Origin of the sequence: Pseudomonas sp. KU26590, assembly GCF_026153515.1 — a bacterium.
Classification (GTDB): Bacteria; Pseudomonadota; Gammaproteobacteria; order Pseudomonadales; family Pseudomonadaceae; genus Aquipseudomonas.
Genome location: NZ_CP110644.1, coordinates 6002758 through 6021930 on the forward strand (window position 1 = coordinate 6002758; position 19173 = coordinate 6021930).

Annotated in this window: 16 protein-coding genes; 6 read left to right on the plus strand and 10 right to left on the minus strand. The window is 61.5% G+C overall.

Annotation, left to right across the window (positions count from 1 at the left end; translation table 11 throughout):
* Window positions 1-89: 89 nt before the first annotated feature.
* Genes miaA through OKW98_RS26655 form a run of 5 tightly spaced genes read right to left on the minus strand, consistent with a single transcriptional unit; the run spans window position 90 to window position 6453 of the window.
* The gene (gene miaA / locus OKW98_RS26635) at window positions 90-1061 is read right to left on the minus strand and encodes a tRNA (adenosine(37)-N6)-dimethylallyltransferase MiaA (protein ID WP_265387354.1); all 972 of its coding nucleotides are present in this window, start codon (window positions 1059-1061) and stop codon (window positions 90-92) included.
* Window positions 1061-3004, minus strand: a complete 1944-nt coding sequence (gene mutL / locus OKW98_RS26640) for a DNA mismatch repair endonuclease MutL (protein ID WP_265389845.1) — start codon at window positions 3002-3004, stop codon at window positions 1061-1063. The genes miaA and mutL overlap by 1 nt, the downstream gene beginning before the upstream one ends.
* 38 nt (window positions 3005-3042) lie before the next feature.
* Window positions 3043-4485 (minus strand): N-acetylmuramoyl-L-alanine amidase, encoded by a 1443-nt coding sequence (locus tag OKW98_RS26645; protein ID WP_265387355.1) that lies wholly within the window; start codon window positions 4483-4485, stop codon window positions 3043-3045.
* Between the two features lie 13 nt (window positions 4486-4498).
* Window positions 4499-4969 carry a tRNA (adenosine(37)-N6)-threonylcarbamoyltransferase complex ATPase subunit type 1 TsaE gene (gene tsaE, locus OKW98_RS26650; RefSeq protein ID WP_265387356.1) on the minus strand — a complete coding sequence of 157 codons (471 nt, stop codon included), beginning with the start codon at window positions 4967-4969 and terminating at the stop codon, window positions 4499-4501.
* Complete coding sequence (locus OKW98_RS26655) at window positions 4957-6453, minus strand: NAD(P)H-hydrate dehydratase (protein ID WP_265387357.1); 1497 nt, start codon at window positions 6451-6453, stop codon at window positions 4957-4959. Before OKW98_RS26655 ends, tsaE begins: the two co-directional genes overlap by 13 nt.
* Before the next feature lie 63 nt (window positions 6454-6516).
* Between OKW98_RS26655 and queG the strand changes: the two genes are divergently transcribed.
* Window positions 6517-7635: a tRNA epoxyqueuosine(34) reductase QueG gene (gene queG / locus OKW98_RS26660; protein WP_416147750.1), complete on the plus strand. Its 1119-nt coding sequence runs from the start codon at window positions 6517-6519 to the stop codon at window positions 7633-7635.
* Between the two features lie 98 nt (window positions 7636-7733).
* Here the strand turns inward: queG and OKW98_RS26665 are convergent, their stop codons facing one another.
* Together OKW98_RS26665 and orn are read right to left on the minus strand one after the other, a co-directional pair.
* The gene (locus OKW98_RS26665; protein WP_037015750.1) at window positions 7734-8345 is read right to left on the minus strand and encodes a trimeric intracellular cation channel family protein; all 612 of its coding nucleotides are present in this window, start codon (window positions 8343-8345) and stop codon (window positions 7734-7736) included.
* A 117-nt stretch (window positions 8346-8462) separates the two neighbouring features.
* Window positions 8463-8999 (minus strand): oligoribonuclease, encoded by a 537-nt coding sequence (gene orn / locus OKW98_RS26670; protein WP_065987811.1) that lies wholly within the window; start codon window positions 8997-8999, stop codon window positions 8463-8465.
* A 113-nt stretch (window positions 9000-9112) separates the two neighbouring features.
* On the opposite strand from orn, the gene rsgA reads away from it, so the two are divergent.
* Window positions 9113-10144 carry a small ribosomal subunit biogenesis GTPase RsgA gene (rsgA, locus tag OKW98_RS26675; protein ID WP_065987812.1) on the plus strand — a complete coding sequence of 344 codons (1032 nt, stop codon included), beginning with the start codon at window positions 9113-9115 and terminating at the stop codon, window positions 10142-10144.
* A gap of 213 nt (window positions 10145-10357) precedes the next feature.
* Here the strand turns inward: rsgA and motB are convergent, their stop codons facing one another.
* Window positions 10358-11413, minus strand: coding sequence for a flagellar motor protein MotB (motB, locus tag OKW98_RS26680; RefSeq protein ID WP_265387358.1), 1056 nt, complete (start codon window positions 11411-11413; stop codon window positions 10358-10360).
* A gap of 3 nt (window positions 11414-11416) precedes the next feature.
* Window positions 11417-12268 (minus strand): flagellar motor stator protein MotA, encoded by an 852-nt coding sequence (gene motA, locus OKW98_RS26685; protein WP_037015764.1) that lies wholly within the window; start codon window positions 12266-12268, stop codon window positions 11417-11419.
* A 212-nt stretch (window positions 12269-12480) separates the two neighbouring features.
* Between motA and OKW98_RS26690 the strand changes: the two genes are divergently transcribed.
* The 4 genes from OKW98_RS26690 to OKW98_RS26705 all read left to right on the plus strand — a co-directional run bounded on the left by OKW98_RS26690 (window position 12481) and on the right by OKW98_RS26705 (window position 17863).
* Window positions 12481-14016, plus strand: a complete 1536-nt coding sequence (locus tag OKW98_RS26690) for an HDOD domain-containing protein (protein WP_265387359.1) — start codon at window positions 12481-12483, stop codon at window positions 14014-14016.
* A 46-nt stretch (window positions 14017-14062) separates the two neighbouring features.
* Window positions 14063-14878: a thiosulfate sulfurtransferase gene (gene rhdA / locus OKW98_RS26695; protein ID WP_265387360.1), complete on the plus strand. Its 816-nt coding sequence runs from the start codon at window positions 14063-14065 to the stop codon at window positions 14876-14878.
* A 54-nt stretch (window positions 14879-14932) separates the two neighbouring features.
* Window positions 14933-15802, plus strand: a complete 870-nt coding sequence (asd, locus tag OKW98_RS26700) for an archaetidylserine decarboxylase (protein ID WP_265389847.1) — start codon at window positions 14933-14935, stop codon at window positions 15800-15802.
* A 276-nt stretch (window positions 15803-16078) separates the two neighbouring features.
* Window positions 16079-17863 (plus strand): molecular chaperone, encoded by a 1785-nt coding sequence (locus tag OKW98_RS26705; protein ID WP_265387361.1) that lies wholly within the window; start codon window positions 16079-16081, stop codon window positions 17861-17863.
* A gap of 42 nt (window positions 17864-17905) precedes the next feature.
* Here OKW98_RS26705 and serB read toward each other — a convergent pair whose 3' ends face one another.
* Window positions 17906-19123 (minus strand): phosphoserine phosphatase SerB, encoded by a 1218-nt coding sequence (serB, locus tag OKW98_RS26710; RefSeq protein ID WP_265387362.1) that lies wholly within the window; start codon window positions 19121-19123, stop codon window positions 17906-17908.
* Window positions 19124-19173: the final 50 nt, after the last annotated feature.

Sequence of the window (19173 nt, forward strand, 5' to 3'; positions counted from 1 at the left end):
AAGGATCAATAGAATAAATTCGAAAACAATGGCTTGGGCCGCTACCTCCCGAAGGCTATCCCCCAAGGATAGACGGCTATTGCAAGGACTCAGCTCAATATGGAGACCGACCCCAGGTATTTCAAGGCGCGTGGCAGATTGTCGCAAGCCAGGCTGTCCAACCAGTGCAAATCCTGCCAGCTGCGTAACCAGGTGAACTGCCTCTTGGCCAGCTGGCGCGTGGCAATGATGCCGCGCTCCTGCATTTCATCCCGAGTCAGCTTGCCGTCCAGATGATCCCAGACCTGGCGATACCCTACAGCTCTTATAGACGGTAAATTCGAGTGCAGATCACCCCTCGAACGTAGCGCTACAACTTCTTCAACGAATCCTTCATCAAGCATTTGCCTGAAACGCACAGCAATTCGGTCGTGGAGCACCTTGCGATCCGTCGGTGCGATCGCGAGATTTGCGACAGTATAGGGCAATTGATGACGCCCCGAAGCGCTCGCTTGAGCACTTTGCGCACTTTGTTGTTCACGGTGTGCGGTCATGCTCACGCCGCTTACCCGAAAGACTTCCAGCGCACGAACAAGCCGCTGAGGATCGTTGGGGTGAATTCTCGCTGCCGACACCGGATCGATGCTCGCCAGCTCATCATGCAACGCCTGCCAACCCTGACTGGCCGCTTGCGCCTCAATCTGCGCACGAATCTCGGCGTCAGCCGCAGGCATATCGGCCAGGCCTTCCAGTAGAGCCTTGAAATACAACATCGTGCCGCCCACCAGCAGGGGAATTTTCCCCCGGGCGGTAATTTCCGCCATAGCGTGCAAGGCATCGGTTCGAAAATCCGCCGCAGAGTAGCTCTGGCTCGGATCGAGGATATCGATGAGCCGGTGCGGATACGTGTCCAGAAGCGCCTTTGATGGCTTGGCAGTGCCGATGTCCATGCCGCGATAAACCAGCGCGGAATCCACGCTGATCAGCTCACATGGCAGCACTTTGGTCAGTTCGATGGCGAGATCGGTTTTCCCGGCGGCGGTCGGCCCCATCAGAAAGATGGCCGGAGGAAGAGCACTCATCAGCGACCGCGCAGGAATAGTTTGTCCAGATCATCCAGACCCAGCTGGGTCCAGGTGGGCCGTCCGTGGTTGCATTGACCGCTGCGCTCGGTGTTTTCCATATCACGCAGCAGGCCGTTCATTTCCGGAATGGCCAGCCGCCGATTGGCGCGAATCGCGCCGTGGCACGCCATGGTGCCGAGCAGTTCATTCATGTGCGCCTGAACGCGATCGCTAGTGCCGTACTCCATCAGATCGCCCAGAACGTCGTGCACCAGTCGATTCGCCTCAGCCTGCTTGAGCAGTGCGGGGATCTGCCGGATCGCGAGAGTCTCGGGGCCGAGGCGCTGCAATTCGAAGCCCAGTTGCTGGAAAGTCGCCACGTGTTCCTCGGCGCAGTCGGCCTCACGCTGGCTGACCGCGATGGACTCTGGCACCAGCAGCGGCTGACCGCTCAGGCCTTCGCTGGCCATGGCGATCTTCAAGCGCTCGTACATGATTCGCTCATGGGCCGCGTGCATGTCCACCAGCACCAGACCGTGGGCGTTCTCCGCGAGGATATAAATGCCCTTGAGCTGAGCGAGGGCATAACCCAGCGGCGGAACATCGCCCTGGGATTCGGGCAGCGAGGCGCCGCCCGTGCCCACCGGAGCCTGCGCGCCGGGCAGCGGGGCAAAGAATTCGCTGTAAGCGGCACGCGCCTCTTCGGCGGGAAGCACCGACGACGGCCGCGGCGTGTACTGATACTGATAGCCCGCGCCACTGCCAGAGCCGGGCGCAGATCCGGCAGGCGTATTCCAGGCCTGACCTTGCGGGGTTTCGAGCCCGTTATTGGCCAGGCGCATTTCGCCCTGCGGCCCGAATTCGCCGGCATCTGGCCCGCTTGGTCGTACCAGCGCGGTGACCGAGGTGGTACCAGCGAGCTGATCTTCAGGTCGCACGTCGCCAAGGGCGCGATGCAGGGTGCCGTAAAGGAAATCGTGAACCATGCGCCCGTCGCGGAAGCGCACTTCGTGCTTGGTCGGATGGACGTTGACGTCGACGACCGCCGGATCGACTTCAAAAAACAGCACGAAGGTTGGATGCCGGCCGTTGAACAGTACGTCGCGATAAGCCTGACGCACCGCGTGGGCAACCAGTTTGTCGCGCACCGCGCGGCCATTGACGAAGAAATACTGCAAATCGGCCTGACTGCGCGAGAACGTCGGCAGACCAACCCAGCCCCACAACCTCAACCCGTTGCGCTCGACCTCGATCGGCAGCGCCTGTTCCAGAAACCCGGCGCCGCAAATGGCCGAAACCCGCCGCGCGCGTGAAACGTCATCGCGGGCTTCGTGCAGGCTCAGTACGGTCTTGCCGTTGTGGCGCAGATGGAAGGCCACGTCGAACCGCGCCAGCGCCATGCGCTTGATGACTTCTTGAAGATGATCGAATTCGGTTTTCTCGGCCTTGAGAAACTTGCGCCGCGCCGGAGTGTTGAAGAACAGGTCGCGCACTTCCACGGAAGTGCCGACAGGGTGCGCAGCAGGCTGAACCCGCGAAGCCATGTCGCGGCCTTCGGTCTCGACCTGCCATGCCTGATCGGCATCACGTGTGCGTGACGTCAACGTCAGGCGCGCCACGGAGCTGATCGACGCCAACGCCTCGCCCCGGAAGCCAAGGCTCATGACGCGCTCAAGGTCTTCCAGGTCGCGGATCTTGCTGGTGGCATGTCGGGCCAGCGCCAGGGGCAGGTCATCAGAGGAGATGCCGCCGCCGTCGTCGCGAACACGCAACAGCTTGATGCCTGCCTGCTCCACGTCAACGTCGATACGTCGCGCGCCGGAATCGAGGCTGTTCTCGAGCAGTTCCTTGATCACCGACGCCGGCCGTTCTACGACTTCACCCGCCGCAATCTGGTTGGCAAGCCGTGGACTGAGCAGCTGGATACGCGCGGCTTCCGCTGCGGGTAAATCGGCACTCACGCTGACGTCCAGTTCCTGGTCACCGAGCAACAGGTCAGTCACGGCTCACCTGCCAGTTCTGCGCTGGGGATTCTCAGCTCCTGGCCGACTTTCAGTTCGTCGGAACTCAGGTGATTGGCTGTACGTAGCATCGGCATGGTCATGTCGTAGCGCGCCGCAATCATGCTCAGCGATTCACCGGGACGGACCGTGTGCTCGCGGGCCCCCATGGCCAGCTTGCCGCTATCTCGCAGCCAGGCGATATAGGTGCCTTGGGGTGGATTCTGCTGGAAGAATTGCTTCACACCCGCCGTGATGGAGCGAGCCAACGCCTGCTGGTGGCTTGCGCCTTGCAGCTTGTTCGCTTCGGCTGAATTGGAGATGAAGCCGGTTTCGACCAGAATCGACGGAATATCCGGCGACTTGAGCACCATGAAGCCGGCCTGCTCGACGCGGGACTTGTGCAACGAGGTCACGCGGCCGATGTTGGTCAGAACCTTCTGGCCGACGTTCAGGCTTGAAGTCAGCGATGCGGTCATCGACAAATCAAGCAGTACGCCAGCGAGCATGCGGTCTTTGTCATCGAGGCTCACGGCCCCGGCGCCACCGATCAGGTCGGAACGGTTTTCACTGTCCGCCAGCCAGCGTGCTGTCTCCGAAGTGGCGCCGCGTTCGGACAAGGCAAACACCGAGGCGCCAAAGGCCGCTGAGGAAGGCGCCGCATCGGCGTGAATGGACACGAACAGGTCAGCACCTTTGGCGCGTGCGATTTCCGTGCGCTTACGCAGCGGGATGAAGTAGTCGCCCGTACGGGTCAGCTCTGCTCGGTAGCCCTTTTCGCCGTTGATCTGGCGCTGCAGTTCTTTGGCAATCGCGAGCACGACGTTCTTTTCTTTTTCACCGCGGCCGCCGGACGCTCCCGGGTCTTCACCTCCATGGCCGGCATCAATAACAACGACGATGTCGCGCTTGCCGTTTGGCACTGGGGTGAGTTTGATCTCGGGCTTGGACGGGCTGACTGGCACCACGGCGGGCGCCGCAGGCGCGGCGGTGGCCGGAGTATCGGCCACCGACGGCGGCGGGTTGGCATCGGCAGCGTTATCGTACAGGTCCACCACCAGACGGTTGCCGTATTGCTGGTTCGGCGCGAGGGTGAAGCTTTTCGGCGTCACCGCCTTTTTCAGATCGATGACCACGCGCAGGTCGTCAGGCGTGCGCTGCGCCGAGCGCATGCTGGTGATCGGCGTGTTGGCCGTCGGCACGTTCAGCGGCCCACCCAGCGTGGCGCCGTTGATGTCGATGACCAGACGATCAGGGGACTGCAGCGTGAACACGCTGTGCTGAACCGGGCCAGACAGGTCGAAAACCAGCCGAGTGTTATCCGGAGCACGCCATAAGCGGACACTTCGTACCTGTGAAGCGGCCAACGCGTCGACAGCCAGTGTCGCCAGCAGCAGTCCAATCACAGTAACCAGCGCGCGCATGCGCATACCAAACCCCATATCTATTGAATGTCTATTTAAGCGACGGCGCCAGAGCGGCACACCACTGCTCACCACGGGAGCTTTTTGGGCTCAGCGTCAGCGCTCGACCTTCATCGAGCGGCCTTATGGTAATGATCAGGTCAGGCTTTGGCAAAAAGCCTGCACCCAGATTGGGCCATTCGATGAGACAAAGGGCGTCGCCTTCGAAATAGTCCCGGATGCCGAGGAATTCTAGCTCTTCTGGGTCAACAAGTCGGTAGAGATCAAAGTGATACGCGCGGTTTCTCCCAATTTCGTAAGGTTCTACCAGCGTAAATGTCGGACTTTTAACCGCGCCGGTATGGCCGAGGCCGCGAATGATCCCGCGGGACAGCGTGGTCTTGCCTGCGCCGAGATCACCCTCCATAAAAATAATCCCATTGCTTTCAGTCACTTGGGCAATACGTGCGCCGAAGTTGGTCATGGCCTCTTCACCCATGAGGTCCAGGGTTAGCTCAGACACGGTTGGTGCTCCTCCAGAAGCTGGCGAATAACAGGAATCAGATCAGCGGCAGCCAGCCCTCGCCCGCCGGCGCCGCATTGTTCACCGGCGAGGGCGTGCAGCCAGACGCCCAGACAAGCAGCGTCGTAGGCGTTCATCTTTTGCGCCATCAGCGCGCCGATGACACCGGACAGCACATCGCCCAGCCCGCCGGTCGCCATCGCCGGATGGCCGTGATCGGCCAGTGCGAGGTCACCTGCCGGGTTGGCGATCAGGCTGCCGCTGCCTTTTAAAACGCATACGGCGTTGAATTTTTTGGCCAGCGCCCGCGCTGCAGCCGGACGATCCGCCTGAATGTGATTGGTGTCGGTGCCCAGCAGGCGAGCGGCTTCGCCGGGATGCGGGGTGATCACGCAGCCCTCGGGCAGTTGCACCGCGCCGGTCGCCAGTTCATTCAGTGCGTCGGCATCCCAGACCTGCGGCAGCGGCGCGTTGGCAGCCGCGGACAAAAGGCTTTTCCCCCAACTGTGCTGGCCGAGTCCCGGACCGACCACCAGTACCGACGCGGGCTCGATCAACGCGCGGAGCTGGTTGGCCGAGGTGATGCCGGCGCTCATGACTTCGGGGAATCGCGTCAGCGCGGCGCTGACATGTTCCGGCCGCGTTGCCAGCGTGACCATGCCAGCGCCGGTGCGCAGCGTGCTTTCGGTGGCGAGCAATGCTGCGCCGCCGAAACCCCGATCGCCACCCACCACCAGCACGCGGCCAAACATGCCCTTGTGTGCGATGCGTGAGCGAGGGGCCAGCGTGGGCAGATTGAAGGTGTCCAGTCGTTTGACGCTAATGGGGGTTTGCCGAATGATCCCGGCGTCCGCCTGCAAGTCATCGAACACCAGTTCGCCCACCAGCTCGGGCGCATCGCCGGTGAATAGCCCGACTTTCAAGCCGATAAAAGTGACGGTCAGATCCGCCCGGATTGCACAGCCGAGGGTTCGCCCCGTATCCGCGCACAGTCCCGAAGGAAGATCGACCGCCACGACGGGCAATCCAGAGTGATTGATGGCTTGAATGGCCGCCGCGTAAGGCGCGCGCACGTCACCTGTCAGTCCCGTGCCCAGCAGCGCGTCGACAACAATGCCGGCCAGCGCTTGCTGTTGCCATGGCTGAACATCGACATTAGCGGCAATGGCTTCTTCATAAGCGGATCGAGCGTCGCCAGCCAGCGCATCGCAGTCGCCCACGGCCAGCACGCCCACTTGCCAGCCGGCACGCCGGGCCAGCGCAGCAATGAGATAGCCATCGCCGGCGTTATTGCCGCGACCGGCCATCACCGTCAGCTGCTTGCCCTCGGGCCAGCAGCGACGTATCGCACGCCACGCGGCATGGGCCGCGCGCTGCATGAGTTCGAAGCCGGGCGTGCCGGCGGCAATCAGGCGTGCGTCGAGGTCGCGGACCTGAGCGGCGCTGTACAGTGCGTCGGGAAATGGGGGTTTGCTGTGCAACATACGTCTTTGGGCTCCGATGTCTGGCAGAATTATACGCACCTGCGCCCCGGTGTCCTCCTTGCAATGTCCGCGATAACTGTAGATCCCTCCACAGCCTCAACCTCCCTAACGGCAGCGGGGCTGACCGACCTTGCTCAATCGATCAAGGAGTGGGGGCGCGAGCTCGGTTTTCAGCAAGTCGGAATCTCGGGGCTGGACCTGGCTGAGCACGAGCAGCACCTCGAACGCTGGCTCGAAGCGGGTTACCACGGCGAGATGGACTACATGGCAGCGCATGGCAGCAAACGTTCGCATCCGGACGAGTTGGTGCCGGGAACGCTGCGCGTGGTGTCATTGCGCATGGACTATCTGCCCGGCGACACGCAGATGGCTCAGTTGCTGGGGCAGCCCGAGAAAGCCTATGTCTCCCGTTACGCGCTGGGCCGTGATTACCACAAGCTGATCCGCAAGCGCGTGCAACAGCTGGCGGAGCGTATTCAACAGGCGATCGGACCATTCGGGTTTCGCGCGTTCGTCGACAGCGCACCGGTGCTGGAGAAGGCCATTGCCGAGCAGGCCGGGCTGGGCTGGATCGGCAAGAACACCCTGGTGCTCAATCGCAAGGCCGGCAGTTATTTCTTTCTCAGCGAGCTGTTCGTTGACCTGCCGCTGCCGGTGGATGCGCCACACGCCACCGAGCATTGCGGGCGCTGCACGGCGTGTTTGGACGTATGCCCGACCAATGCGTTCGTCGGGCCCTACGTGCTGGATGCGCGCAAATGCATTTCCTACCTGACCATCGAGCTAAAGACGTCGATTCCGGAAGAATTGCGCTCGCTGATTGGCAACCGGGTGTTCGGCTGTGATGACTGTCAGATCGTTTGCCCGTGGAATCGCTTCGCCCGGCCGACCGATCAAACGGATTTCAAACCCCGCCACGGCCTTGATAACGCTGAATTGACGACGCTGTTTTTGTGGGATGAAACGACGTTCTTGAGCAACACCGAAGGCTCACCGCTGCGGCGCGCCGGGTATGAGCGCTGGTTAAGAAACCTGGCGGTGGGGCTGGGCAACGCGCCGTCCACCATCCCTGTCATCGAAGCGCTGAAAGCTCGGCGGGAGCATACGTCGGAGATGGTGCGCGAGCACGTGGAATGGGCGCTGCGGCAGCATGAAACCAAGACCGCAGCGCGCATCCTGTAGGAGCGCGCTTGCCCGCGAACGCAGTAGCCCAGTGAATGCGTTGATGCCTGACGAATCGCAATCACGGGCAAGCGCGCGCCTACAAATTGCGTGCGGGCTCAGTGCCCGTCCTTGTAAACAAACTTGGGCATTTCCCAGCGAAACCTGATCGCCAGCAGCCGCAGCAACAGCCCGCCAAACAGGGTGATCAGCGTGCCCTGCTCCACCGGCAGTCCGGCGTACTGACACAGCAAAAAGCACCACGCGGCGGCGAACGACACACTGGCATACAGCTCGCGGCGGAAGATCAGGGGGATGTCGTTGCAGAAGATGTCCCGCAGGATCCCGCCAAACACACCGGTGATCACCCCGCTCACGGCAGCGACGGTCATACTCAAGCCCATGTCCAGGGCAGTCATGCAGCCGATCAGGGTAAACGCCACCAATCCCAGCGCATCGAGCACCAGAAACAGCGAGCGCAGATGGCGCATCAGTGGTGCGATAAAGATGGTTACCAGCGCTGCAATGCTGGTGAGGATCAGGTACTCAGGGTGCTTGACCCACGTCAGCGGGTAATGCCCCAGCAGCACGTCGCGAACGGAACCGCCGCCCAGCGCCGTGATGCACGCGATCAGCACCACACCGAACCAGTCCATGCCGCGACGGCCTGCGGACAGCGCGCCAGTCATGGCTTCGGCCGTAATAGCGATCAGGTAGAGCATCAACAACATGGCGGCAGTCCCTGCGATAAAGGGGCGCAGTCTAACCACTCGACCGGGGCACCAAAAGAGAGCGTTTAGCTTTGCGCTCTCTGCAGGCGACCGCGATTGGCCGCCATCGCCCTGTCATCAAGACTTGATGAAGTGCTCGCGGTAGAAACGCAGTTCGGCGATCGACTCACGGATATCGTCCAGCGCAAGGTGAGTGCTGCCCTTCTTGAACTTGAGGTCAGGCGACCAGCGTGCGGCCAGTTCCTTGAGGGTCGAGACATCCAGATTGCGGTAGTGGAAATAGTTTTCCAGCGTCGGCATGCGTTTGTACAGGAAGCGACGGTCCTGGCAGATGCTGTTGCCGCAGATGGGCGAACTGCGCTCGGGCACCCACTGTTTGATGAACTCAAGCGTCATGGCCTCGGCTTCGTCGTTGGAGATTTTGCTTTCTCGCACACGCTGGGTCAGGCCGGAACCGCCGTGCTGGCGAGTGTTCCACTCGTCCATGCCGTTCAGAAGCTCGTCGCTCTGATGAACCGCGATGACCGGTCCTTCGGCCAGGGTATTGAGTTCGCTGTCGGTGATGATGGTTGCCATCTCGATGATGACGTCGTTATCAGGGTCCAGACCGGTCATTTCCAGGTCGATCCAGATCAGATTCTGTTTGTTCTGCATATGTCGGCTCCTCAGCGTTGGCGCGCAGTTTAGCCCACCCGGGCGTGCTAGACTCGCTCGCGCTTTATCAAATCAGCACCTTTATGCGTCTTCAAACGGAACACTGAACACCCATGGCCAAACGCCAACTCAACCGCCGCCAGAACTGGCGCATCGAAAAGATTCAAGGCGAGCGCGCAGCGCGTGCCGCCAAACGTGAATCAACCGCTCTCGAAACGCTGGAAGGTGGCGATCTCGGTCCCGAGCAAACGGGTCTGGTCATCGCGCATTTTGGCGTGCAGGTAGAAGTCGAAGCGCAGGACGGCGAGCTGCAGGGTCAGGTTTTCCGCTGCCACCTGCGCGCCAACCTGCCGGCGCTGGTGACCGGCGACCGAGTCGTGTGGCGCGCGGGCAATCAAGGCATCGGCGTCATCGTTGCGCAGTTGCCCCGCGATACAGAGCTGAGCCGCCCGGACAGCCGGGGCCAGCTCAAGCCGGTCGCCGCCAACGTTGACTTGATCGTCATCGTTTTCGCACCAATGCCCGAACCCCACGCCAACCTGATCGACCGCTACCTGGTGGCTGCCGAGCACGCGGGTATTCGCCCGTTGTTGCTGTTGAACAAGTTTGACTTGATCGACGATCAGAACGCGCCTGCGCTCAATGCGCTGCTGGCCGTTTATCGCACGCTGGGTTATCCGGTGCTGGAAGTGTCGGCCCACCACGGCGATGGGATGCAGCAGTTGCAAGACCAGCTGGATGGCCACATCAGTGTGTTCGTCGGCCAGTCCGGCGTCGGCAAATCCTCGCTGGTCAACAGCCTGCTGCCGGAAGTCGGCACCCGCGTAGGGCCGTTGTCGGAGTATTCGGGCCAAGGCACGCACACCACGACCACCGCGCGCCTGTTCCACTTCCCGCGCGGCGGCGACCTGATCGACTCACCGGGTATTCGTGAGTTCGGCCTCGGCCACGTCAGCCGCGCCGACGTCGAAGCTGGCTTTATCGAGTTCAACGACCTGCTCGGTCGCTGCCGCTTCCGCGACTGCAAACATGACCGCGAACCCGGTTGTGCGTTGTTGCAGGGCCTTGCAGACGGCCGTGTGCAACAGCAGCGAATGAACAGCTATCGCTCGATCATCGCCAGCTTGCCGGAAAGCAGTTACTGACGGACGCCGCCCGCCATGGCATTGGGGTCCGAGATCAACTGTGGGAGCCGGCTTGCTGGCGAATGCGGTGGATCCGTTAAGCTGCCGTGCCTGACCTGGCGCGTTCGCCAGCAAGCCGGCTCCTACGAACTTCGCCGTTCCAGGTGAAACGTCTTAAGAGCTCAGACAAAAACGCCGCGATCATCGCGGCGTTTTTGTGTCTGCAACCAGGTATCAGTTCTTGGTTTCGTCGATCTTCAACTGGCCCTGATCGAAGATGTTCAGCTTCTGCCGAATCTCATGGGGTTGGGCGTAAGCCTGTGGATCAACTGCAGGTGTGGAAATCGACGCCCCCGGCTGATTGGCCGGTGCGGTAGCGCCAGGTACTGGCGATGGCGCAGCGGCTCCGGGCGCATCCGGCGTTTGCGGTGCTTCACCAGAATTCTGCGCGCCTTCGATCCGCTGCTGCGCTTTCTTGGTCATCACCACAATGTCGATTCGACGGTTGATCGGATTTTGCGGGTGCTCCTTGTCATACAGCGCAGACGACGCATAACCCACTACACGCGCCACCTGCTGATCCGGATAACCACCGGCGAGCAGCGCGCGGCGAGCAGCGTTCGCTCGGCCGGACGACAGCTCCCAGTTACCGAAGCCGTTGTTGCCGACAAAAGGCGTCGCGTCGGTGTGACCGCTGATGCTGACTTTGTTCGGCACCGCTTTGATCGTGTCGGCCATGGCCAGCAAGATGTCTTCGAAATACGGTTTGAGCTTGGCGCTGCCGATGTCAAACATCGGCCGGTTTTCGGCATCCGTGATCTGGATGCGCAAGCCGTCCTGGGTGATCTCGAACAGAATCTGGTCCTTGAACTTGGCCAGTTGCGGATTCTCGTTGATCTTGGTCTGCAACTCTTGCAGCAGCATCTCCAGACGGTCCTGCTCGACCTGCTCGGCGGCGGCGTCCTGCTGATCCGCGTCGACCGGCACGCGATCCGGGGCTGGCGTGGATTGCACCTCCGGGTTGAGCGTCTGGTTAGGGGACATTTCCGGCGAACCGCCCAGGTCAATCACGTAAGGCGAGCCGCTGTCGGAAAAACCGACCGGGTCCTTGAAGTAACCGGCGATGGCGAGCAGTTGCTCGGGCGTGGCCGACGACATCAGCCACAGCACCAGAAAGAACGCCATCATCGCCGTCGCGAAGTCGGCAAATGCGATTTTCCAGGCGCCGCCGTGATGCCCTCCGCCGTAGCGCTTGACGCGCTTTATGATGATCGGCTGATTATTTTCCATGGATTAACGACCGCGGACAGCTTGTTCCAGCTCGCTGAAGCTGGGGCGATGGGCCGGATACAGAACCTTGCGACCGAATTCCACGGCCAGCGAAGGCGGCACGCCGGACGCCGACGCGACGAGCGAAGCCTTGATCGATTCATAGACGTTCATTTCTTCCTTGGCATCGTGGGCCAGGGAAGTGGCCAACGGGCCGAAGAAACCGTATGCCGCGAGAATACCGAAGAACGTACCGACCAGCGCCGCACCAACGTGCATGCCGATCGCGGCCTTGTCGCCAGAACCCAGGGACGCCATGGTCACCACGATACCCAGTACCGCCGCAACGATACCGAAACCTGGCATGGCATCGGCGACACCGGTCACCGCGTGGGAAGGATGCTCGAGCTCTTCTTTCATGCTCAGCAATTCCATGTCGAACAAGCCTTCCAGCTCATGGGGCGCCATGTTGCCGGAAGACATGATGCGCAGGTAATCGCAGATGAAGGCGATCATGCGGGTGTCTTTGAGCACGCCAGGGTATTTGGCGAAGATGGGGCTGTTCTCGGGCTCTTCGATGTCACCTTCGATGGCCATCATGCCTTCGCGACGACTCTTGTTGAGGATCTCGTAAACCAGGCCCAGCACTTCAAGGTAGTAGCCGTGGGTGAACCGGGTGCTGAACATCTTCAAGGACTTCTTGATGACCAGCATGGTCATATAGCCCGGGTTGGCTTGCAGGAATGCACCCAGCGCCGCACCGCCGATGATCATGACCTCGAAAGGCTGGATCAACGCTGCGATCTGACCGTGGGACAGTACGTATCCGCCGAGAACGCTCGCGAAAACGACGATGATGCCGATAATTTTTGCCATAGGTAGAAAATACTTATTGAGTCGGGTTCATGGTCATTGTGCGAGAAGCGCTTGAAACTCTTGTCCTGCTTATCGGCATGAATGCGCCAGACTATAGTCAGATCACAGGAAAATGCTGACCTATGTGTCGCGCCGGACGTTGCGCCACGAGGGCCGGCATGATGCCAGTACCCGACATTGATCAAAACCTCCCAGCCGTACGGGTGTTGTGAATGCAATCAGATAAAGCTTCTTCGCTCCCTGTTCCGCGCACCCTGGATAACTGGATTAAGCAGCTCGACGGCATCGCCTTGCCTGTGCCTGCGGTGGCCTATCAGCGCGTGCAGGCGGCATTGACCGACAGCCGCCGCTCGCTGCGCGATATTTCCGATCTCATGCAGGACAGCCCGGCGCTGGTGCTCAACGTTTTGCGCGAAGCCAACCTGAACAGCCCCGCCACCGCACAGCCCGCGGAGAGTCTTGAAGTCGCCATCAACCGACTGGGACTGGCTCGTACCGAAGCGCTGTTGGCGCGGCTGCCGAGTGTCGAGCCACGGGATATGCCGGTGGCGCTGCGTCAAATCCAGATGATCAGTCAGCACGCCATGCAACAGGCGCACGGCTTGTTCGCCAATCAACTGGCCCGGCTGTGGCAGGACATCCACTTGGGCAGCCTGCTGTTTCTCTCGCCGCTTTGGCCGATGGCGCTGGCGCACCCCAGACTGCTGGAAGAGTGGGAGTTGCGGGTTATCCACAAGGGCGAGTCTGCGAAGACTGTGGAGCAGGCACTGTTTGGCGTTCGTCTGGTGCACCTGTGTCAGGCGCTGGCGCAGCACTGGCGCCTGCCGATCTGGGTGACCCAGGGCTACGAACTGCTGACCTCCCAGCAACGCAATCTGGTGAAAGTGCTGCGCATCGCCCACAGCAACGGCGACCCACTCAAGCAGCAACAGCAACTCGACGCCGACCAGCCGCTGCGGCGCTGGCTCAACCAGCCCGCCAATACCATTCTGCTGGCCAACGGTCTCGCGCTGTCGGCGCACCAGGCCTGGGACACACCGCACAACCTGCGCTGGCAGCTGCTGACCAGCCTGTATCTGCAACAGTCACTGGATGACCTTCAGCAGCAGGTTCACCAGAACGCAGCGGCGAGCGCTCGCCAGCATTCGGGCCCGGACATCTGGCATCCTGCGCAGGCTTTGCTCTGGCCGTGGAACACCCGTCGCGTACACAAAGGCTTGCTGCCCGCCCCGCCACCCTCGCCCGACGCCTTGCAGCTGTGGCGCAAGCACTGCGCCGATCTGTTGAAAGAGCCCAGCATGTTCATCAACGCGATACACCTGACCACCTGCGCCCGGGACGCACTGGTGGCAGCGGGTATGCAGCGGGTGGTGCTGATGATGACCGATCGCAAGACCGATAGTCTGCGCGTGCATCAGATCGCGGGCGTGGACAAGTCGGCCGCTGCTTTGCTGGTGCCCTACAAAGACAGCACCGTGCTGCAACGCCTGCTCGCCCAGCCCACGCAATTGCGCCTGACACCGGCCAACAACGCGCAGTTCTCGGCGCTGCTGCCACCGCAACTGCGTAATCTGTTCAGCGGCGAAAACCTGCTGATTCGCTCACTGGCAAGCAATGGACGCGTAGTGATGATGGTGGTGGCCGATCAGGGCGGCGGGCTGTTTTCCGAAGTCTCCGTCCAGGCTTTCGGAAAAACCGGTCAGTGCATCGAGAAAGCCCTCGCCACCTTTAGCCATCGCAATGGCTGACGGCTGAGCTACAATTCGCAACCTTTTCGCGATCCGGAGACGCTACATGTCTGCCTTTTCAAGCTTGCCGCTGGTCATCGAGCCCGCAGACCTGCAAGCACGCCTCAGCGCGCCAGAGCTTATCCTGGTCGACCTGACCAGCCCGGCCCGCTACGAGGCCGGCCACATTCCCGGCGCGCGATTCGTCGATCCGAAGCGTACACAACTGGGCCTGCCACCAGCGCCGGGGCTGCTGCCCTCGCACACGCAGCTGGAAGCGCTGTTCGGCGAACTGGGCCACAACCCCGACGCGGTATACGTGGTGTATGACGACGAAGGCGGTGGCTGGGCCGGCCGCTTCATCTGGCTGCTCGACGTCATCGGACACAAAAAGTATCACTATATCGACGGCGGCCTGCTCGCGTGGCAAGCAGAAGCTCTGCCAATGTCGACAGAGGTGCCGAAAGCAGTCGGCGGTCCGGTTTCGCTGACCTTGCACGACGAGCCCACGGCCACCCGCGAATACCTGCAAAGCCGCCTGGGCGCTGCTGACCTGGCGATCTGGGATGCCCGCGCGCCGACCGAGTACTCCGGCGAAAAGGTCGTCGCCGCCAAGGGAGGTCACATTCCCGGTGCAGTGAACTTCGAATGGACCGCCGGTATGGATCAGGCGCGCAGCCTGCGCATCCGCAAGGACATGCCGAAGATTCTCGAAGACCTTGGCATCACCCCGGAGAAAGAAATCATTACCCACTGCCAGACCCATCATCGCTCGGGCTTCACCTATCTGGTGGCCAAGGCGCTGGGGTACCCGAGGGTCAAGGGCTACGCCGGCTCCTGGGGCGAGTGGGGCAACCATCCGGACACCCCGGTCGAGAAATAAAATCGGCGCCCGATGTGGCGCAGCTCCTTATTCCCTTTTTCGAACGTTTTAGGAATCTTGATGAAACAGCGTCTGTTTATCCTCTTCCAGTATCTGCTTCCCCATCATCTGCTGTCGCAACTGGCCGGCTGCGTAGCCGAATGCCGCGTGCGCTGGTTCAAGAACGCTTTCACCCAGTGGTTTGCGCGCCGCTATCAGGTGGACATGTCCCAGGCTCAGGTCGAGGACATCACCGGGTACCAGCACTTCAATGACTTCTTCACCCGCGCCCTCAAGCCGGGCGCGCGTCCACTGGACCCAACGCCGGGCGCGATCCTTTCCCCTGCCGACGGTGCGGTCAGCCAACTGGGCCCAATCGAGCACGGCCGGATTTTCCAGGCCAAGGGCCACAGCTACAGCGTTCTGGAACTGTTGGGCGGCGATGCGCGCCTGTCCGCGCCGTTCATGGGCGGCGAATTCGCCACCGTTTACCTGTCACCGAAGGACTATCACCGCGTTCACATGCCGCTCGCCGGCACCCTGCGCGAGATGGTCTATGTGCCGGGCCGGCTGTTCTCGGTGAACCAGACCACGGCGGAAAACGTGCCGGAGCTGTTCGCCCGTAACGAGCGCGTCGTGTGCCTGTTCGACACCGAGCGCGGTCCGATGGCCGTCGTGCTGGTCGGCGCCATGATCGTTGCCTCGATCGAAACGGTGTGGGCGGGTCTGGTCACGCCGCCAAAGCGCGAGCTCAAGACTTTCCGTTACGACGAAGCAGCGCGTGCGCCCATCCATCTGGAAAAAGGCGCAGAGCTGGGTCGCTTCAAACTGGGCTCCACGGCCATCGTGCTGTTCGGCCCGAATCAGGTGAAATGGTCCGAACTGCTGACCGCCGGTTCGCCTGTGCAGATGGGTCAGGGCCTCGCATTGCCATTGCAGGCCTGATTCTTGCCTTAGCTTCTCCATGAGAGCGTGATGCTGTTTTTCTGACGCGAACTTCGTTAAGCCGTTGCGCGGCATCACGCGTCACCAGGGATTGCTGCATCCGGCTGCGGGATATCGGCCAGGCGGCGACGGTTGCAGGATGCTGCTAGAGTCCCAGTGCTGTAGGAACCTTCGCGTTCAGTGGACGTAACCGTGCTCTTTCGCTCGGCGAGGGTGCTTGCTCCCGGAGTTTGACGCCGCCGTTCAGGCCTGTAGTTGTTGGAGTTTGCTTGTCACATGAGTAATTTAAGCCTCCCACTGTTGTTGCGCGCACCTGTGCCGACGCAGTCGAGCCTGTCGTTCTGTGACGCGACGCCCAAAGACCTCAAGCGCTGGATCGCCACGCTGCCCAAGGCCAATCTCGGCGAGATGGCACGTCAGCTCTATCAAGGGCTCGGCGAACTGAACCAGCTGCTCACCCCCAGCGACAACCGCATGCAGCTCCTCGAATTGCTTCGCCCGGAAGTCTTTTTCGTGTGCAAGCACCTGGAGCGTCACTTCCTGAACCAGTCCGTGGTGCTCGAAGAGCGCCCGCGCAAAGTGGCCAATTTGTGCCAGGCCCTGCAAAACCATCTGGCCATTGGTTACAAACAGATCATCGCGCGGGTCGCCGTCAAGCTCAGCAAGGACCGTATCGGTCTGCTGACCACCGCCCTTCAACGCGCGCTCGGTTGCCTGAACGGCCCGCTGATCCGTGCCAACCAGCTTTACTGTCCCGTGCAGGACGGCTTGTGGCTGGAGCTGCACCAGATTTATCAGATCGCCCGTCAGCACCAACTGCACAACGTGCCCGTTGCCGATAGCCTCGCTCATAACATCCAGGCGATGAGCGTAGAACAGACCTACATCGTTGCTCTGCTGATGGGTTGTTCGCGCTGCAATCAGATGCGCCAGCACAACATCGGCAAACTGGCCGAGGCGCTGGATGCGTGGAGCGCGATGGTCACGCTGCAGCAGCCGCTGGACAGTAACAGCCTGTACGCAGTGTCGCCGGGTACGGACACGGCGCCGCGTTACGCCGCGCTGTACGACGACGATCTACGGCCGGGTTTGCTCGGCATCGACCCCCGGCCTCTGTCGGCTGCACTGGAGCTCTATACCCAGACGCCTGTCGAAGAACGCTCCAAGTCTGCGCTGAAAGTACCGGCAGGGTTGTCCATTGACGTCCTGCAACACCTTGCCGCCGCTTGGGGTGATGTGTCGGAACGCGCGTTCCAGCGCACGCCAGGGCAAGGCAACCTGACCGTTTGCGTGGGCATGAGCGCTTTGCATTATTACGTCGGCGGTCAGCAGTCCTTCAGCGACCTGTTGCACATTTCGACGCTGTCACGAGTCGTCGACTACACGCTGCAGCCCTTGAAGCCGGCCAAACTTGATCCGTGGGCGCAGACAGCGGACGTCCAGCGCAACGGCACTTCGGACAGCATGCTGCCGTTCGAGGAAATCGAATACAAAAGCGATGACGCTGAAGGCCATGCGGCGTCCGACGGGCAAAAAAGCTTTCCCACTTATGCGCTGCACATTGTCAATCACAGCCCGGGCGGTTACTGCCTGGCGTGGCCAAAAGAAGTACCGGATCAGCTGCAGGCCGGTGAGATGATCGGCATTCAGGACCACGGCCACGGCTGGAGCATCGCGGTGGTGCGCTGGGTCAGGCAGGTTCGTGGCGGTGGCATGCAGATGGGCGTTGAACTGATTGCGCCGTTTGCTCAGGCCTGCGGCATGCAGCTGACACGGGCCGAGCAGAGCAGTCAGTTTCTGCGCGCTCTGCTGCTGCCGGAAGTTCGCGCCATTGATGTGCCCGCCACTGTTATCGCCCCGCGCCTGCCGTTCGAGGACGGCTCAAAGGTGCTGATCAACACCAGTGGCGAGCAGCGAAGCGCCAGCCTGAGCAATCGCCGGGCGACGACGGGCAGCTACAACCAGTTTGAATATCAGATTCTTGAAGGGCCGAAAAAGGTCACCGCGCCAGACGCCGGCGGTCCGGAGCAGGAATTCGACTCGCTGTGGACGGTGCTCTGAGCCATCGAGGCATCCGTTGCAGATGCCTCAACGTTCACGCATTTAAGCGCTGCGCCCTTCCCGGTCGCGGAACCCCAGCAAATACAGCACGCCGTCCAGGCCCAGCGTCGAGATGGCCTGCTTTGCCGACTGCTTGACCAGCGGCTTGGCGCGGAACGCCACACCCAGGCCGGCGATGGCGAGCATCGGCAGGTCATTGGCGCCATCGCCCACTGCAATCGTCTGCTCCAGACTCAACCCTTCCTTGCTGGCGAGTTCGCGCAGCAGATCGGCCTTGCGCTGGGCGTCGACGATCGGCTCGATCGCGTTGCCCGTGCACTTGCCGTCCACCACTTCCAGCTCGTTGGCGAAGATGTAGTCGATGCCCAGTTTGGCCTGCAACTGGCGAGCGAAGTAGGTGAAACCGCCCGACAGGATGGCGGTCTTGTAACCCAGTCGCTTGAGTTCGGCGAACAGCGTTTCAGCGCCTTCGGTCAAACGCAGCGAGGCGCCGATCTCGTCCAGCACCTTCACATCCAGGCCTTTGAGCAGCGCCAGTCGCTCCTTGAAACTGGCGCGGAAGTCCAGTTCGCCGCGCATGGCGCGCTCGGTGATCTCCGACACGCGCTCGCCGACGCCGTGGGCTTTGGCCAGTTCGTCGATGACCTCGGCTTCGATCAGCGTCGAATCCATGTCGAACACCGCCAGACGACGGTTGCGGCGGAACAGTGAGTCCTGCTGGAACGCGATATCGACGTTCAGCTCCTGGGCAACGTGGAGGAATTCGGCCTGCATCTGCTGAGGATCGACCGGCTCGCCGCGCACGGAAAACTCGATGCAACCCTTGCTCTTCTCGGTGGGCATATCCAGCGGCATACGCCCGGAAAGCCGGTCGATGCGGTCGATGTTCAAGCCGTATTTCGCGGTGATCGCACTGACCGTTTGCAGCTGCTCGGCGGTGACTTTGCGCGTCAGCAGCGTCACGATGTGTCGCGCCTTGCCCTGACCGTCGACCCAGTGCTGATAGTCGGCTTCGGACACGAGGGTAAAGCGCACTTGCTGACCCAGTTGGTCGACGGTCGCCTGCACGTTCTGGCGCACTGCCGCGCCTGCTTCGGTGTCGGGAATCTCGACCAGCAGGCCGAATGACAGGGCGTCGTGAATCACCGCCTGACCGATGTCGAGAATGTTCACGCCGCCTTGGGCCAGCACACCCGTGATGGCCGCAGTGAGACCCGGACGGTCTTCACCGGTGATGTTTATCAGGACGATTTCGCGCAAGGCGCACCCCCGCAGTGGAAAAAAACCGCATTCTACGCACTTTCAGTGAC

Excerpts from the sequence above, each read along its gene's own strand:
- OKW98_RS26655 (WP_265387357.1), bottom strand. The coding sequence starts at position 6,453 with ATGTTGCACAGCAAACCCCCATTTCCCGACGCACTGTACAGCGCCGCT.
- OKW98_RS26690 (WP_265387359.1), top strand. The coding sequence starts at position 12,481 with ATGCAATCAGATAAAGCTTCTTCGCTCCCTGTTCCGCGCACCCTGGAT.
- OKW98_RS26705 (WP_265387361.1), top strand. The coding sequence starts at position 16,079 with ATGAGTAATTTAAGCCTCCCACTGTTGTTGCGCGCACCTGTGCCGACG.
- OKW98_RS26665 (WP_037015750.1), bottom strand. The coding sequence starts at position 8,345 with ATGTTGTTGATGCTCTACCTGATCGCTATTACGGCCGAAGCCATGACT.
- miaA (WP_265387354.1), bottom strand. The coding sequence starts at position 1,061 with ATGAGTGCTCTTCCTCCGGCCATCTTTCTGATGGGGCCGACCGCCGCC.
- rhdA (WP_265387360.1), top strand. The coding sequence starts at position 14,063 with ATGTCTGCCTTTTCAAGCTTGCCGCTGGTCATCGAGCCCGCAGACCTG.
- motB (WP_265387358.1), bottom strand. The coding sequence starts at position 11,413 with ATGGAAAATAATCAGCCGATCATCATAAAGCGCGTCAAGCGCTACGGC.
- rsgA (WP_065987812.1), top strand. The coding sequence starts at position 9,113 with ATGGCCAAACGCCAACTCAACCGCCGCCAGAACTGGCGCATCGAAAAG.
- orn (WP_065987811.1), bottom strand. The coding sequence starts at position 8,999 with ATGCAGAACAAACAGAATCTGATCTGGATCGACCTGGAAATGACCGGT.
- queG (WP_416147750.1), top strand. The coding sequence starts at position 6,517 with ATGTCCGCGATAACTGTAGATCCCTCCACAGCCTCAACCTCCCTAACG.
- motA (WP_037015764.1), bottom strand. The coding sequence starts at position 12,268 with ATGGCAAAAATTATCGGCATCATCGTCGTTTTCGCGAGCGTTCTCGGC.
- OKW98_RS26645 (WP_265387355.1), bottom strand. The coding sequence starts at position 4,485 with ATGGGGTTTGGTATGCGCATGCGCGCGCTGGTTACTGTGATTGGACTG.